This window comes from Vibrio viridaestus (genome assembly GCF_003856525.1).
GTDB classification, from domain to species: domain Bacteria; phylum Pseudomonadota; class Gammaproteobacteria; order Enterobacterales; family Vibrionaceae; genus Vibrio; species Vibrio viridaestus.
The window spans coordinates 77272-93984 of the sequence record NZ_RJVQ01000010.1 but is presented as its reverse complement, the minus strand read 5'-3'; the positions used below and the strand labels follow the sequence as shown (position 1 = coordinate 93984).

15 protein-coding genes are annotated in these 16713 nt (G+C 43.6%); 7 read left to right on the top strand and 8 right to left on the bottom strand.

Going from position 1 to position 16713, the window contains the following annotated elements; genetic code table 11:
* The first annotated feature begins 2 nt into the window (after positions 1-2).
* From EES38_RS17945 to EES38_RS17930, 4 genes are all read left to right on the top strand, one after another.
* Positions 3-1763 carry a putative bifunctional diguanylate cyclase/phosphodiesterase gene (locus EES38_RS17945; protein ID WP_208020482.1) on the top strand — a complete coding sequence of 587 codons (1761 nt, stop codon included), beginning with the start codon at positions 3-5 and terminating at the stop codon, positions 1761-1763.
* A gap of 137 nt (positions 1764-1900) precedes the next feature.
* A complete protein-coding gene (locus tag EES38_RS17940) occupies positions 1901-4075 on the top strand; it encodes a TonB-dependent receptor (RefSeq protein WP_208020481.1) in 2175 nt (724 codons plus the stop codon).
* A gap of 171 nt (positions 4076-4246) precedes the next feature.
* Complete coding sequence (locus EES38_RS17935; RefSeq protein ID WP_124938602.1) at positions 4247-4696, top strand: secondary thiamine-phosphate synthase enzyme YjbQ; 450 nt, start codon at positions 4247-4249, stop codon at positions 4694-4696.
* A gap of 121 nt (positions 4697-4817) precedes the next feature.
* Positions 4818-5921, top strand: a complete 1104-nt coding sequence (locus tag EES38_RS17930) for a phosphatase PAP2 family protein (protein ID WP_124938601.1) — start codon at positions 4818-4820, stop codon at positions 5919-5921.
* A 3-nt stretch (positions 5922-5924) separates the two neighbouring features.
* Here EES38_RS17930 and EES38_RS17925 read toward each other — a convergent pair whose 3' ends face one another.
* Genes EES38_RS17925 through EES38_RS17910 form a run of 4 tightly spaced genes read right to left on the bottom strand, consistent with a single transcriptional unit; the run spans position 5925 to position 9534 of the window.
* On the bottom strand, positions 5925-7055 hold the full coding sequence (locus EES38_RS17925; RefSeq protein WP_124938600.1) for an ABC transporter permease: 1131 nt from the start codon (positions 7053-7055) through the stop codon (positions 5925-5927).
* A complete protein-coding gene (locus tag EES38_RS17920; RefSeq protein ID WP_208020480.1) occupies positions 7045-7974 on the bottom strand; it encodes an ABC transporter ATP-binding protein in 930 nt (309 codons plus the stop codon). Before EES38_RS17920 ends, EES38_RS17925 begins: the two co-directional genes overlap by 11 nt.
* Positions 7971-8912, bottom strand: coding sequence for an HlyD family secretion protein (locus EES38_RS17915; RefSeq protein WP_124938599.1), 942 nt, complete (start codon positions 8910-8912; stop codon positions 7971-7973). The genes EES38_RS17920 and EES38_RS17915 overlap by 4 nt, the downstream gene beginning before the upstream one ends.
* 1 nt (position 8913) lies before the next feature.
* The gene (locus EES38_RS17910) at positions 8914-9534 is read right to left on the bottom strand and encodes a TetR/AcrR family transcriptional regulator (RefSeq protein WP_124938598.1); all 621 of its coding nucleotides are present in this window, start codon (positions 9532-9534) and stop codon (positions 8914-8916) included.
* Positions 9535-9960: 426 nt separating this feature from the next.
* Between EES38_RS17910 and EES38_RS17905 the strand changes: the two genes are divergently transcribed.
* Positions 9961-11499, top strand: coding sequence for an FAD-dependent oxidoreductase (locus EES38_RS17905; protein ID WP_124938597.1), 1539 nt, complete (start codon positions 9961-9963; stop codon positions 11497-11499).
* Positions 11500-11559: 60 nt separating this feature from the next.
* Here the strand turns inward: EES38_RS17905 and EES38_RS17900 are convergent, their stop codons facing one another.
* Positions 11560-12426: a YicC/YloC family endoribonuclease gene (locus EES38_RS17900; protein ID WP_124938596.1), complete on the bottom strand. Its 867-nt coding sequence runs from the start codon at positions 12424-12426 to the stop codon at positions 11560-11562.
* Positions 12427-12632: 206 nt separating this feature from the next.
* Here EES38_RS17900 and rph point away from each other — a divergent pair, with 206 nt between their 5' ends.
* Both rph and pyrE read left to right on the top strand, forming a co-directional pair.
* On the top strand, positions 12633-13349 hold the full coding sequence (rph, locus tag EES38_RS17895) for a ribonuclease PH (protein ID WP_124938595.1): 717 nt from the start codon (positions 12633-12635) through the stop codon (positions 13347-13349).
* Positions 13350-13444: 95 nt separating this feature from the next.
* Positions 13445-14086, top strand: coding sequence for an orotate phosphoribosyltransferase (gene pyrE / locus EES38_RS17890; RefSeq protein ID WP_124938594.1), 642 nt, complete (start codon positions 13445-13447; stop codon positions 14084-14086).
* A 58-nt stretch (positions 14087-14144) separates the two neighbouring features.
* Here pyrE and lpxM read toward each other — a convergent pair whose 3' ends face one another.
* The 3 genes from lpxM to slmA are packed head-to-tail and all read right to left on the bottom strand — an operon-like array spanning position 14145 to position 16674.
* Positions 14145-15113 carry a lauroyl-Kdo(2)-lipid IV(A) myristoyltransferase gene (lpxM, locus tag EES38_RS17885; RefSeq protein WP_124938593.1) on the bottom strand — a complete coding sequence of 323 codons (969 nt, stop codon included), beginning with the start codon at positions 15111-15113 and terminating at the stop codon, positions 14145-14147.
* 18 nt (positions 15114-15131) lie between these two features.
* Positions 15132-16079: an LpxL/LpxP family Kdo(2)-lipid IV(A) lauroyl/palmitoleoyl acyltransferase gene (gene lpxL, locus EES38_RS17880; protein ID WP_124938592.1), complete on the bottom strand. Its 948-nt coding sequence runs from the start codon at positions 16077-16079 to the stop codon at positions 15132-15134.
* Positions 16080-16083: 4 nt separating this feature from the next.
* Positions 16084-16674, bottom strand: a complete 591-nt coding sequence (slmA, locus tag EES38_RS17875) for a nucleoid occlusion factor SlmA (RefSeq protein ID WP_124938591.1) — start codon at positions 16672-16674, stop codon at positions 16084-16086.
* Positions 16675-16713: the final 39 nt, after the last annotated feature.

The window sequence follows — 16713 nt, the reverse complement described above, 5'->3', positions numbered from 1 at the left end:
TAGTGCCTCTGACGAAAAGCGCCAATATTTTAATTATCGATGATACGCCAGCCAATGTTGAACTGGTGCATATGTTACTTGAAGATGCAGGTTATACATCGGTTCATGGAGAGATCGACTCCCGAAATGCTCAGGCTTTGATTAAGTCGATGTTGCCTGATTTGATATTGTTAGATATCAGGATGCCGCATATCAATGGGCTTGAGTTAATGCAGTGGATGAAAAACGAATTTGGTCATAAAGCGCCATCCGTTATCGTTCTCACCGCTCAAATTGATGAAACGACACGTAGAGAAGCGCTATCCCTTGGTGCTCAGGACTTTCTCACCAAGCCGTTTGATCACAGTGAAGTATTACAGCGTATCCATAATACTCTGCAGATGGCCTTACTTCTCAAGGAAGGCTCTAAGCGTGCTGAATCGCTCGAGAAACTGGTGAACTCACGAACTGAGGATTTGGCACTAATATCTCGTCAGGATCCGGTCACTGAGTTACCCAATCGACGCCGTTTGCTTGAAGAGCTGATGAGCTACAGAAAACGCAAAGAATTTGTCTCGGTTCTCTATCTTTATATGGATGGAATAGAAGAAATATCGAGTTTACACGGCTACGCAGTTACGGACAAAATCTTACGAAAACTCTCTACAGAGTTAACTCACCACCCATTATTAAAACCGTACATGCTTGGTGTATGGAATAGTCAGGAGTGGGTGATGCTTTGTGCTGGGTGTATCTCTCAGCAAGAAGTCGAGAACGCATCTGAAGCTATCTGTAAAATGTATGAGCAACGTATTTATGTTGATCAGATGTCGTTTCAATTACAGGTGAGAATAGGTATTTGTTCTGGCTCTGCCTCACGGATGCCGGAACAACTGATTCGCAAAGCGGCGTTAGCATTACCGAAAGAATTGAGTTCTTGGCAATTCTACAGTAGTGAGCTTGAGGCGATTATTTTTCGTCGTGCTGAAATTCGCTCGGCTCTTCAGGAAGCTGTACAGAATAATGAATTCTATCTTCTGTATCAGCCTAAAGTGGAAACTGTATCGGGTAATATCGTCGGTGCTGAGGTACTGATGCGCTGGGAAAGCCCGGCGTTTGGCTTTGTTTCACCAGTTGAGTTTATTCCATTACTTGAGTCGACAGGAGCGATTGTTCCTGTCGGTGAATGGGTTATTCGTCAGAGTATTCAAAAAATCAAAGAGTGGCAGCAGCAAGGTATTGTAGATGAACAATTTTCTTTAGCGGTCAATGTGTCCAGTATCCAGTTAATGGACTCTGGGTTTGCAAATCGAGTGATGAAGATGATTCGTTCCTCTGAGCTTGCGCCGAGCTGCCTCGAAATTGAAGTCACGGAATCCAGTTTAATGAAAGATATTAATCTGGCACTCAGTCAGCTTAAGCAATTGTCAATGGACGGTGTCAGAATTGCCATGGATGACTTTGGAACCGGCTATTCGTCATTAGCGTACCTGAAAAGTTTACCTATTTCTGTGCTTAAAATTGACCGAGAGTTTATTAAACAGATCCATCAGAATCCGATCGATCACAAACTAACTGAAGCGGTGGTTGAAATTGGCAACTTTATGGAATTTATTACGGTTGCCGAAGGGGTCGAATTATTCGAACAATTTAGCGCGCTGAAAGAAATGGGCTGTGACTTAATTCAAGGATTTATGTTTTCTCCCCCCTTGAAGGAAGCGGCATTATTGAATTTATTACAGCAACCAACCCCTTTTTCTAAGTTAATCCAGTCAACGGATTGACCCTTCCCCTCAATTTCCACATTAGTTGGAAAGTAACTGAGCTTTACTCTTTCTTTGTATTGAAAATTATTATCATTAGCAATACTATTTGTGTTTAGTTCTTTATTAATAAAAAAATCACTAAGCAGGGGTTGCTCATGTTTCCGTTCTCACGTTCACCTATCAGTACTGCGGTTATGGTCGCACTGATGTTCTCTACTTCTACGTCCCTTTATGCTCAAACTCAAGAGCAAACAGATACCAGTGCGACGGATAGTGACGATGTGGTGACGGTGGTTGGTTCCCAGGTGAAGCTTGGTGATGAATATGAGGGGGGGCAGGTCGCGACGACTGGGCGTGCTGGACTGTTAGGCAATGTGGATACAATGGATACGCCATTTTCCTCCACAAATTACACAGAACAACTCATTCGAGATCAGCAAGCCGTGAGTGTTGCTGATGTTGTGCAAAATGACCCTACCGTTCGAGTCGCAAGAGGCTTTGGTAATTTCCAAGAACTCTACATGATTCGAGGATTCCCAGTTTACTCTGATGACCTCACGTTAAACGGAGTGTATGGCATTTTACCTCGACAGTTTGTTGCAGCTGAAATGATTGAACGCGTAGAGGTTTTTAGAGGGGCTAACACATTTTTAAATGGAGCTGCTCCTGGTGGTTCCAGCGTTGGGGGCACGATCAATCTGGTACCCAAACGTGCTCATCAAGATCCAATAACGCGTTTGACTGTTGGCACTGAAACTGGTGGGCAGCTTTATTCTGCTTTAGATGTTGGTAGACGATTTGGCGCAGAAAATGAAAATGGTATTCGTGTGAATGCCGTTGCGCGTGATGGTGATACAGCGATTGATGACCAAGAACGTCGATTAGGTATGTTCACTCTTGGGTTTGATCATAGTAGTGATAACTTCCGTTTTTCTGCTGATTTAGGTTATCAGGATCATAAGCTCGATGACCCTAGGCCAAGTGTAACACCGAATGGGTACATTCCGTCTGCGCCTGATTCATCTTCAAACTATGCGCAAGACTGGACTTATTCGAGCGAAAAGCAACTGTTTGGGGTGGTTCGTGGCGAATATGATTTTTCTCAAGATACTATGGCTTGGTTAGCTGTCGGTGCTCGACAAGGAAGAGAGCATAATGTTTTAGCAAACCCTACCATGTCGTCTGGAAATGAGATGGATACGTACCTTTTTGAAAACGCGAGAGAAGATAAGGTTATCTCATCAGATTCCGGTATTAAAACGCATTTTTCTACGTGGGATGTGGGACATACTGTCGTTGCGTCTTTCTCTGCTTATCGCGAAAAACGATATAACGCTTATGCGATGAGTTCATACAATGCTCTAAGTACCAGTTTGACTGATCCTACAGATTATGCACGGCCTACCATTACTAGTAGTGCTGGTGATATGGATGATCCGGTACTTCAAGGTAAAACCAATACAACCAGTTTTGCTTTAGCTGACACATTATCCTTCTTGGATGACAGCGTTCTTCTCACGCTTGGGGGAAGATATCAAAACATTAATACAGAGACATTTGACTACAATACCGGGGTATCAAACGATGATGAGTATGATGCATCTCGTTTCTCTCCTTTTGCTGGTGTTGTATATAAGCCTAGTTATTCCGTTTCTCTGTATACAAACTATTCTGAAGCATTGATTCCTGGCTCTGAGGTCGGTAGTTCTTACGATAATAGAGGCGAAGTTCTTAAACCTTATCAATCTAAGCAAGTCGAAACCGGAATTAAATATGACCAGGGTTTGTATGGAATGACTCTTAGCTTGTTCCGACAGTCTCTACCTAGTGGTATTGCTGTTAATAATGTCTATTCATCTGACGGAGAGGAACGACATCAGGGAATAGAGTTTAGTGCATTTGGTAGTCCTACCGAGAACATCCGAATTTTAGGTGGGGCGACTTTTGTTGACTCTGAAATTGTTAACTCAGAATCTGGTACGTATGAAGGAAATGATGCCATTGGTGTTCCTAAAGTTCAGGGAAATATCAATCTAGAATGGGATTCATCATTTCTACCCGGCTTAGTGCTTGAAGGAAGAACTGTATATACGGGTAAACAATATGTTGACCAAGCGAATACACTCAGATTGCCATCTTGGACACGTTTTGATCTCGGAGCTCGTTATTCCTTCAAAGTTGATGAAAATGATATGACTGTTCGACTACGAGTAGAGAATGTTGCGGATCGTAACTATTGGGCCTCTGCTGGTGGCTCTAGTAGTTCTGCAAATTATTTAGTCCTTGGAGATCCGAGAACCGTAACGCTTTCCGCGAGTTACGACTTCTAAACAACGTTCTACAATGAGTTAGGCCAGCAGTTTGCTGGCCTTTTTTATTTGTGTGCTCATCTCATTATCTGTGATCTGTTTTTGTTCTTATTGAATACTAACGAGTTAGTATGGTTATTCTTTTATTACTATATTTAAAATTTTAGTTTCATTTTTTGGCAAGGAGGATTTATGGCGGTTTATACAATTGAAAGGGATTACCATCTTGATGGTCGTATGAGTAAAAATATTATTGATGACCATATTCGTGCGGTGGTATCAGATAGTGGTATTCGGGAAGGTTATGTCATGATTTTTGTTGCGGGTTGTGTGGCGGGGCTTGCCGTTACTGAAGCTGAGCCTGGAATTATGGAACATGACCTCGACCATATGTTTGAAGTGGCGATGGGCATTCCTTATGGTAACAATTTTTCCGATGGTACCCCTTATCGTCACCACGAAACCTGGCATGATGACAATGGGTCTAGTCATCTGCGTTCTATTATGTTGCACCATTCATTTTCTATCCCTGTCGTTGATGGGCGTGTAATGCTTGGACCATGGCAAAACGTATTATTAATCGAATGCGATACAGGCCCAAGGACTCGAACACTGTGGTACCAAGTTCAGGGAGAACGTTAACCTGTAAATCATAAGCATATAAAGAAGTTAGCTATACTCAATGTGACGACTAATTTTGTCTGTGTCATGACGTTGGCTTGAGTCGTCCTTGCCCAAAAACTCAAGCCGCTTGGAGCAGGGTATGAGCGAGCTTTTTAAAACAACTGAATCAGAAGAACCTATTTCCGGTTGGCGAAAGCTTTGGCAGCCATTCATCAGAGATAAAGTGATTTATCTGATGTCATTTATGATTTGCCTGATGACATTTCTCATTACGCAAGCCGCCGATGTTCCACAGCAATTTTCGTTTGGCTCTTATGCCAAAGCGATGTCTTATTCACTAGCCATGACCATTATCCTGGCGGCGACTTGCTACTATTTCTTTCTGCTTTTTCATCTACAACGCAAACCGCTTAGACGATTTTATTTCAAAATAAAATTAGTGGTCCAAAACTGGCCGGAAGTCATTAACTTTTTGGTGCTTTCACAATGCCTCTCGATTGTGTTGTCCTGCTTTACGTCTTTAAAAGCTGCGATACCGGCGGTGATTCCCTTTTACCTTGATCCGTACTTGGCGGATTGGGATGCGTTGATGTTTGGTGGATATGCTCCCTGGCAGTTAACTCACAGTGTGTTTAGCTCGGCGTTATCGAGTGGCGTGATTAACGTTTTGTATAATATTTGGTTCTTTGTAGTCTGGATATATCTTATATATTCCCTTTGTATCGTGCATCGTCCGCAAATTCGACAAAGAATGATTGTAAGTAATTGCTTAGTTTGGTTTATCAATGGTGGCGTATTGGCGATTCTGTTTTCATCTGCGGGTCCGGCTTATGCTGAGCGCCTTTTCCCAACGATGACCCAATTTCAAGATCTTATGTCAGTGTTGAATGCCCAGAATGATGTTTTACTTAAGTCAGACTACCATTTTCATTTGTGGGCGTTACCAACACAGGAGAAACTTTGGGATGCATACATGGCTCATACCCTCGAAATAGGTTCCGGAATTTCGGCTTTTCCCAGTGTCCACGTTTCTACAACTACTTTAATCGCCTTATCCCTCTATGCCATCAATAAGTTTGTAGGATTTTTGGCTTGGATTTACGTGGGCGTCATTTTAATTGGGTCAGTTCATTTGGCGTGGCATTACGCTCTGGATGGTATTGGCGCTATCCTCCTGACGATGGCAATTTGGACGTTAGTTGGCTTATGGTTAAAAAAAACCTCATCACTCTCAGCTCTATGAGGCTTACCCTAGGCGCTTATGAAAACGTAATGAAGCAATGATAACGCCTGCAATAGTAAATAGGCTGAGCCAGATGACATCACTGCTCAGCATATCTAATGTTGCTCCTTTTAAAACAACAGCTCGAATCATGCGCATAAAATGAGTGGCGGGTAAACATTCGGCAATCCACTGGGCGGCTTCAGGCATAGCGTCGTAAGGAAACATAAATCCAGATAAAAGAATTGAAGGCAACAAAATAAAAACCGTTAGTTGCATAGCCTGGAGCTGGGTTTTAGCGATAGTACTAATGACCAAACCAAGAGTAAGACTAGCGAAAATAAACAGTAGTGCAGCACAAAGGAGCGTAAGTAACCCGCCTCGAATGGGTACACCAAATAAGAAGTGTCCTACTGTAAGTATAATGGTGACCTGAATCAGCCCGACCAATACGAAGGGAACGATCTTTCCAATCATTAATTCAAATGGACGTATTGGCGTGGTAATTAAAAATTCCATATTGCCGTGCTCTCGCTCACGAACAATGGCGGCAGCCGTGAACATAACCATCGTCATTGTGAGAATAACAGCCAATAATCCAGGTACGATATTGATAACTGTGCGTTGTTCCGGATTGAAGTAAGGAACCATAGAAAAGCTCGGAGTCGTCTTGTCTATTGCACGTCCTGCCAGTTCATCCAGAGGCATGGTTCGTAATCCCTTTATCGTCGCTGCAACCAAAGTGTCCGAACCATCAACGATCCACTGCGCGACAGGCTGAATCAGTGCATTACGTTCCTGATGGTTAGTGTACGCCGGGTGTATAATAAGGCGTTGATAAAAATCACTGGGGATATAGAAAATCGCTTTGACGTCACCGGCTCGTAAAGCTTCTTCTGCTTGTTTTACAGAAGGATACGTGGCGATAAAATCTACAGATTGTGATGCCTCGATAGATTGGATTAAGTGGCGGCTTAACTGGCTATCTGATAAATCAACAATGGCTGACGGCACATGGCGAACATCGGTATTTATGGCGTAACCAAATAACAGTAACTGCACCAGTGGGATCATCACAATCATACCAAATGTCATTCTGTCTCTGGAGAGTTGGCGAAACTCTTTGAGTAGCATGGCATAGATTCTAACCCACATGGCGACCTCCGGTAGAAGCGACAAACACATCCTCTAAACTCGGCCTTGCTGGGATTAACTGACACCCTTCCGTCATGGGTTGTAAAAACGCCACTGGATTGACAATAGATTGTTTGACTAAAACCCGCAGACGACTACCGATTTGCGCCGCGGAAATCACCTCTGGCAATGCCGTTAACGTTTGTTTTAGCTGGCGAAGTCCATGCCCCTCGATTTCAATAATTGAACTTCCTAGCTGCTCCATTAGTTCTGCCGGGGAACCATCCGCCCGCTTAATACCGTTTTCTAGGATTCCTATCTGGTGGCAGCGCTCTGCTTCATCCATGTAGTGGGTAGAAACTAAGATGGTGGTGCCTGAATCACTTAAGTCAAAAAGTCTTTCCCAAAATTCTCGGCGGTTTTCTGGGTCGACAGCGGATGTGGGTTCGTCCAGAAACAACAAGTCGGGAGAATGCAATGTTGCACAGGCTAGTGCTAACCGCTGTTTTTGCCCCCCACTCATCGAACCTGCGAGTTGTTTTTGCTGTTTTTTAAGTTCATATAACGTGATGAGTTCATCTATTCTTTGCCGGCTTCTTCGACCTGTCAGTCCATAGACTGCACTGACGAAGCGAAGGTTTTCTGCCACGGTTAAATTTTCGTACAAAGAGAACTTTTGCGTCATATAGCCTATGCGTTGCTTTAGTTTTTCTTCATTGCCATGAAGGGGCTGCCCTAAAACGGATATCGAACCTTCAGTTGGTGCAAGCAATCCAGTCAATAGACGGATAGTGGTTGATTTGCCGCAGCCGTTCGGACCCAGAAAGCCATAAATGCTACCTTTGGTGATTTGAAGGTTGAGTTGATTAACCGCTGCATAGTCTCCAAATCGTCGAGTCAGGTTCTCGGTTTCAATGGCATAGCTTGTCTCTGGCATCATGGTAACCTCACCTCTAGAGTGACACCTGTTGGAAGCATTTTGGCGGAGGGAAGGTCTATCTTCGTCAGATACATCAAGCGCGCTCTGTCTCTTTCATTTAGAGCATAATAAGGCGTAAAGGCTGGCTGAGTTCGAATGTATTGCACCTTACCGTCATAAGGCTGTGGGTAACCATCCACAAAAACAGAGATTTTATCGCCTAATTTGATTCGACTTAATGCTGTTTGAGGAAGATAGATCTGAGCGTACGCTCCTGAACTCGTCTCCAATTTGATGACAGGTTCATTGGCACTCACTCTATTTCCTACTACCCAGGGAAGCTGAATGACCGTCCCTTCTAAAGGCGCTTTAATGGTTAGATCTTCTAATGATTGCTGGGCTAATTCTAGCTCAGCTTCGGCCGATGACACTTGTGCTTTTAGCTGCTCCAATTGCTCAATACGGGTACCATTTTGCAATGCTTGCCACTGAGCGAGACTCTGTTTGGTTAACTCTCGCTTTTGTTGATAGTCTGTTTGAGTATTATCTAATTCGGCTTTTCCGACGGTTTTCGCCTGATAAAGTTTTTTTATACGAAGATACGCCAGCCTTGCCTTTTCCTCTGTTGCTCGGGCTGCATCATAAGTTGCCTGAGCCGCCTGTCTATCTTCGAGGCGTGCACCATTCTCTTTTTCTTTGAGAGCAAAATGAGCCTGTTGGAGCTGAGCTTCTGCTTGTTTTACCTTTAACTGTGCATGGGTGGGGTTTATCTGCATAAGGACCTGGTTTTTTGTAACCGCTTCTCCTTCCTTCACCCAGACTGCAGTGATTTGCTCAGCGATGGGAGACGAGAGTGTTGTGGTATCACGCTCCAATGTTCCCATCGCAACCGAATGGGACTCTTGCCCGCAACCTGAGAGGAGGAAAAGAGCCAAGATACAGATAAAGTAACGGTTCATATTAATCTTCCTTACTCGCTAGCAGACCATGCTGTAGAACTTGCTGATTGTGTCGCGCGAGTTTTTCTAAATTAGCTTCAGAAAGTTCGATGCCAAATTGATCAATGAGATGCTGTGGTGCAATCAGAGGAAAGACCATCAGACTGATCATACTGAAACGTGCCAGTTCTGGATTGACGTCATCACGTAATTGCCACTGAGGGTTGTGTGGAGAAAACCAATTACTGGCATGAGAAAGAATGGTGGATAAAATCCCTTTTATAATTCGGTAAGCCTCATCGCTGTCACCGTGGTTCATCACCTGCATAAGGAGTTTGGGTAGGTTGGGGTTCGAGGACATGACCTGATAATACGTTTGCATGAGAGTTAAAGGATCATTGGTGGTCAAAAGGTCATGACGCTCTTTTAACTTGTCCAGCATGGGCTTAATGGTTTCCAGTACCATTGCCTCAAACAATCCCGCCTTAGAGCCAAAGTAATACCTTATCATCGCCGCATCGACACCTGCGATACGGGCTATCTGTCTAGTCGATACTCTTTCATATCCTAGTTTAGTAAAGCAGGTTTTCGCGGCTTCCAATAAGCTCTGTCTGGTTTGTGTATCACCTTTAGGTCGAGACATTGAGTATTCCTACTGATCAATTGAATATTCCTCATTTGATGAATATAGAATCTTTCTACATGGGATAACAGGAAGTTAATTCCACAATTTTCATCAAGTGATGAATTTATTTAGGCCTGTTTGATGTTAAAAGGGATGAATAAGTGGAGGATTAACTATCTGCTTTTTCTATTGTAAAAGCTTCTGATAACCAATGTAAAAGTTGCCGATAAATCGCCATATTCTGGTGGGAGCTATCAATTAGTAGCCCAAGGTAAAAGTAATATCTGAATATTTGGCTTATGTCCGTTTTGGTTTAACTCTATGTTTATAAGGTTATTTTTTCTTTTTTAGTGTTCTTATATGCATCTTGTTTTTAATCTCATTATTTCTTTTGGAATAGTAGTTGCAGCCGAATCCTTACACTGGCAACAAAGGAGAGATATCATGACATTTCAACGAGTAGCCCGAGTTAACGAGCTTGAAGATCAGAAACCAGTACGCAAGACTGTCGGAGATACCGATATTTTGCTAATTAAACTGGATGATAGTATTCACGCGTGTGGCGCTGACTGTCCTCATAAAGGCGCTCCGATGGAGAAAGGGGCTGTGTGTGAAGGAAAACTTGTCTGTCCGTGGCACAAAGCAGTCTTTGATATTGAATCTGCTGATGTCTGTGAGCCACCTGCACTAGAAGGCCTTAAAAAGTATCCACTGGAAATCAGAAATGAGGACATCTATGTTGATGTCAGCCAAGTACAGCCCACTGTAGAATCGAATAATGATAATAAAGAAGCTCAACAGCATTTTGTAATTTTGGGCTCGGGTGCGGCTGGGGCAACAGCGTTGCAAACATTGTTGAATAATGGTTTTAAAGGCAAGGTAACGATCGTAGATGAAGAGCAAGAAGCACCTTACGACCGAACATTGCTTACCAAAGCAGTACCTGCCGGAAAAATGTCGACGGATGATGTCACTTCGCTATTACCAGCAGAAACAACCGAGCAGCCACAGATAACCCGACTATCTGCCGCAGTCAAACATGTTGATGCAGAAAACAACACGGTATTTCTGCAGGACGGTCAGTCTCTGGTTTTTGACCAGTTACTCGTTGCAACGGGGGGCGAACCAGCCAAGCCTGATATGCCAGGTATCGAACTCGATGGTATTCACACTCTACGTCATGTTGGACAAGTTGAGGATCTGATCAGTGATATCGAGAATGCAAAACAACTGACAATTATTGGGAACAGTTTCATTGCTCTTGAGGCGGCCGCATCACTTAAACAGCGCAATGACAAGTTTGATATAACGGTAGTCGCTCCCGATTCCGTTCCTTTTCGTCATTTGTTCGGTGAAAAAATTGGTACTTACTTCCGTCAGATGCATGAACAAAATGGGATTAAGTTTGTTGAGGGGAGAGTAACTGGATTCACAGGGAGTAACCGAATCTCGGGTATTGATTTGCAGGATGGTAGTCATCTCAAAGCTAATTTGGTTCTAATGGCTACAGGGATTAAACCAGAAACTGAATTTCTGGATGATTTTGATTTGGAAAAAGATGCAACAGTCAAAGTGAACAGCTATCTTCAGGCGGCTGATAACGTTTATGCAGCAGGGGATATCACGTCGTATCCATACCGAAATAAGCTAGTACATATAGAGCACTGGCGTTTAGCTCAGCAGCATGGGCGAATGGCGGCAGAAAATATGTTAGGTATGCACAAGAAGTTCACCAGTACACCTTTCTTCTGGACACAGCAATACGATCGCAAATTTGAGTATATTGGATACGCTCCAGACTGGGATGATATTGAAATGTCGGGTGCGCCGGAGGATGATCAATTTATCGCATTATTCCGCAAGTCAGGCAAAGTCATTGCAGCGTTGACCAGCGGTTATCCTGAGCTAACGGGTAAAATGCTGATGGCAATGGATAAGAGTGGTACGCTAGATTCAGCGCAGAAGTGGCTTAAGGCCGCTTAGTAGAAACTATAAAAAATGGCTGCATCGGCAGCCATTTTTTATTGCGTTTTACTATATCGATTATTCGATATTCTGGATCTGTTCACGCATCTGTTCGATGAGAACCTTAAGTTCAACGCTTGATGCGGTGATCTCGGTGTTAATTGATTTTGACGCCAACGTGTTAGATTCACGGTTAAACTCTTGCATCATAAAATCAAGACGACGACCTATTGATCCACCTTTTTTCAGCACGTTGCGTGTTTCTTTAACGTGACTGTCAAGGCGGTCAAGTTCTTCGGCTACATCGGATTTTTGTGCCAGCAGAATCAGTTCCTGTTCAACTCGGGTTGAATCCAGTTCGACTTTCGCTTCTTCAAATTTTGTGAACAGGCGATTGCGTTGCCACTCGAGAACCTCTGGCATCATCGAGCGAACCTTAGTGACTTCGTTTGTGATGGTTTCCAGTCTTTGTTCAATCAGAGCTTTCATGTTTTCGCCTTCACGGCTACGAGCCGCGAGGAAATCTTCAATTGCTTCGTCAAATGCAGTCAAAAGTTCTTTATTGATTGAGTCGATATCTTGTTCAGGAATTTCCATGACACCTGGCCATTGCATTACCTGAAATGGATTTATCCGGCTCAGCTCGCCCGTCATGTGCATAATTTGGCTTGCTGCTTCAATCACCTGTTGAGCGAGTCTCTCATTAATGGTGAGTTCACCTTTGGCTGCTGGGTTCGCTTCATAACGAAGATGGCATTCCACCTTACCGCGAGCCAGCTTTTGACGGAAACGATCACGAAGTACAGGCTCGAGTCCGCGGAACTGCTCTGGCAGGCGGAAATAAGTCTCGAGATAGCGTTGGTTAACGGAGCGTATTTCCCATATTGCCGTACCCCAATCAGCTTTGACTTCTTTGCGTGCGTACGCCGTCATACTGTAAATCATTTAAATATCCTTGGTTAAAAAATATCAATCTCTTTCTTAGAGAAATACTAGCATAGATAGATGCTTAATCGTTACCATTCAAACACGTTTGTGACACAGAGATATCATGAAATGGTAAGCTTTAGGCTCAAACTAGGAACAAGCGTCGATTTCTTATATAATCAGCGCCCAATCCATTCGTTCACCCAATTTAAGGTAGAAGCGTCATGCGTCCAAATAACCGTGCTGCCGATCAGGTTCGACCTATAAAAATCACTCGTAATTACACCGCTTATGCAGAAGGCTCCGTTTTAGTGGAGTTTGGTAATACTAAAGTGCTGTGTAATGCCAGCGTCGAGGAAAATGTCCCTCGTTGGCTAAAAGGTCAGGGAAAAGGCTGGGTGACGGCTGAATATGGTATGTTACCTCGCGCTACGCACTCTCGTACTCGCCGTGAAGCGGCAAGTGGTAAGCAGGGTGGTCGTACAATGGAAATCCAACGTTTAATCGCTCGTAGCTTGCGTGCGGTAGTCAATCTTGAAGCCATGGGTGAAATTATGGTAACGGTTGACTGTGATGTTATTCAAGCCGATGGTGGTACGCGTACGGCGTCTATCTCTGGTGCCTGTGTTGCTCTGTCGGATGCGTTGAATAAGCTTGTCGCGGAAGGCAAATTGAAAAAGAACCCAATGAAAGGTTTGGTTGCTGCGGTATCTGTAGGCATTCTGGGCGATGACATTCTGTGTGATCTCGAGTACGTTGAAGACTCGGCTGCTGACACGGATATGAACGTCGTTATGACCGAAGACGGTCGTCTGATTGAAGTTCAGGGAACCGCAGAGGGTGAACCGTTCACGCATGATGAGTTAATGTCGCTATTGTCATCAGCGAAAAAAGGTATCACCGATATTGTCGCAGCACAAAAAGCAGCATTAGAAAGTTAATCACTTGATTGGATAGCTCCTGTTTCAGGGGCTATTTTTTTATAAGCATTATTTTGTTACTACAAGCTCAATTAATTTAGGAAGAGAGAAAGTCAATGAAAGCATACCAGCGTGAATTTATAGAATTTGCTCTAGAGAAACAGGTTCTTAAATTTGGTGAATTTACTTTAAAGTCAGGCCGTAAAAGCCCATATTTTTTTAATGCTGGTTTGTTTAATACAGGTCGAGACTTGGCTCGTTTAGGCCGTTTTTATGCTGCAGCATTAGTCGATTCAGCGATTAGTTACGATGTGTTGTTTGGCCCTGCTTACAAAGGGATTCCGATTGCGACCACAACTGCTGTGGCACTTGCTGATCATCATGGTGTCGATACACCGTATTGCTTTAACCGTAAAGAAGCAAAAGACCATGGTGAAGGTGGTAACTTAGTCGGAAGTGCACTTGAAGGCCGTATTATGTTGGTCGATGATGTAATCACCGCTGGGACAGCTATTCGTGAATCAATGGAAATCATTAAGGCAAATGGTGCAGACCTTGCGGGTGTCTTGGTTGCGATTGATCGTCAGGAAAAAGGCAAAGGTGAACTATCGGCTATTCAGGAAGTCGAGCGTGACTTTGGCTGTTCAATTGTTTCGATTGTGGGTCTGACGGACCTCATCACATACCTTGAAGAAAAAGGGGATGAGTCTGAGCACCTTGAAGCTGTTAAGGCGTATCGTCAACAGTACGGTGTATAAGTTTGTAATAGATGCGTTTATTCGAAAGCAAAAAAGGAAGCCGAGGCTTCCTTTTTTATTAGCTGTAGATTTTCTTTCCGTCTCTTTGCGTTTGCAGCAAAAACAGATTCCACATGTATTGCTCAGGTCGTGGTGTTAGCAGATCTTCTATCGCTTTATTCATTGCACGAGCATCCAATTCTTCATCTCCGGTTGGGAAGTTCTCCAGAGCCGGTAAAATATGGACTTCGTATTTTGATGTTTTGTCATTATACGCTGGGAGGATCGGAACGACTTTCGCTTTCGATAAGCGAGCCATCTTGCCAAATCCTTTTAATGTTGCTTTCTCAGTTGCAAAGAAAGGAACAAAAACGGAGTTTTGCGGACCATGGTCTTCATCAGGTAACCAGTAGCCAATATACCCATCTTTAATGGAGCGAACGAATGGCTTTACGCCAGCATCGCGAGCAAAAATTCGACCGCCGTATTGCATACGTTGCACATGCATCAACCAGTCCCCGATAGGATTACGCTGAGGCTTCATTATCGTGGTTACTTTATAGCCGCGAGCTGCGAGCATGACTGCGGGATAGTCTACGGCCCACGCGTGAGGTGCAAGAATAATGACATTTTCGCCAGCATCAAGAAGAGGAATAATGTTCTCTTCACCAATCATTACGCCTCGATTCTGATTATGCTTGGTCGAGCGCACCAAAAACTCAGAATAGCCCAGCATGTATTGGGCGGCTTTCACGAAGGTTTCACGTACGATTTCTTCGCGTTCCTGTTCGGACTTCTCTGGAAAGCAATACTCCAGGTTCGTTCTGGCTCTTCTTACGACGCGTCCATTTTTATTAACAATAATCGACGATAGCCTTCGTGCTAAACCATCACGCCATTTGGGAGGAATGTAGGCGAGGAGGGCGGCAAATAGCACACCTAACCACATTCCCCAATGACGAGGATGGAGAAATGACCACTCAAATTTAGGGTCATGTAGATAGGAATCGATACTATTTTTCTTTGGCTGTTCTTGCTCTGAACTCATTCAATAAAGACCTTTAATTTATTGATATCGTTGGTTGGATTGTGTGCCATCAGGCAGAGATTTGAAGCGCTTGTGTAGCCACATCCATTGCTCTGGAGCGCGAAGTATAACTGCTTCTACGTATTTGTTCATATACGCAGCCGCTGCGGTTTTGTCATTTTGAGGATAGTTTTCTTCTATTGACTCATCAGCCATGAGCTCATACTTCCCGTTGTTATTACGGAATCCGGAAACAGGAACGATGGCGCATTTGCTGGCATACGCGAGGATACTGGTTCCAGTTGTCGTACAAGCATCCTGAACGGCAAAGAAAGGGACAAAAACCGATTTATTGTGTCCATAATCCTGATCTGGAAGATAAAATAGACGTTCACCCTGTCTTAATACCCGAATCATTTTCTTGAGATCGCGTCGATAAACGAGTTTATTACCGTCACGGCTTCTGCCCCGATACTGAATAAACTCATAGGCAGCATTACTGTGTGGTCTATAGACACCATAGCCAGACATGCCCAACGCAGCAAAGCCTCGCGCACATATTTCCAGATTGAAAGCATGCACGGCACAAAGCAGAACGCCTTTATTCTGTTTCTCATGCATGGCAAGAGCATGAGTATCTTTGTTAATGAGAATACGGCGAAAACGCCATGTTGGCCAAAACCATGCGATACCAGATTCGATTAAGGCGGCACCAGTATTCTTAAAGTTTTCGACTAACAGTTGTTCTATTTCATCTTCTGGTTTATCAGGAAACGATAGTTCTAAATTGCGGCGTGCAATGTGCAGACGTTTTTTACCAAATCGCATCGCGAATTTGCCCAACGACTGCCCTAATTTTATTGAAGCTGTGTACGGGAGTATGTTAACGATCAGCGCCAACATACCGAACCCAAACCAGACGCCCCAATATTTAGGATGCAGCAAAGAGAAAGAAAACTCTGGTTTTCCGACTTTATAATCACTCATATAGTTACTTTATTTGTGCGCTTAGAAGAGCCCAGTACTCTTCGAAATTCGCTGTGGGTGGATATTTGAAATCGGAGCGGACAAAACGATTCAAGCTACCCTCCACCTGACCAAGGAGTTGAGAAGCAAGAATCGTTTCTTCAACAGGAAAAGATTTCCCCTCGCGAAGTTTCCTTTCGCGTAAGATTTGTCGCAACGATGTTTCAATACGTTCATATAATTGGTTAATTCTGTCTCTAAGGCGCTCATTTTCGAACATTAAAGCATGACCTGATAAAATTCGCGTCAGCCCGGGATTTCTCTCAGAGAACGCAAGTATCAGTTGAATCACCATTTTTAGGCGATTCAATGTATCTTTTTCTTCATTGAGAATATAGTTGATGCGCGACATTAGCGTCTCTTCTATAAATTCAATGAGTCCTTCGAACATTCTGGCTTTACTGGGAAAATGTCGATATAGAGCGGCTTCAGAAACACCAACCTGTTTTGCCAACTTAGCCGTTGTAATACGTGAAGCTCCGTCGTGTGATTCTAGCATTTCGGCTAATGCTTGTAGAATTTCTTCCCTGCGGTTACTTTTCTTTGTACCACTCATTCCTTTGTCCTTCTCCACTCAAATGTTAAAGACTTAGCT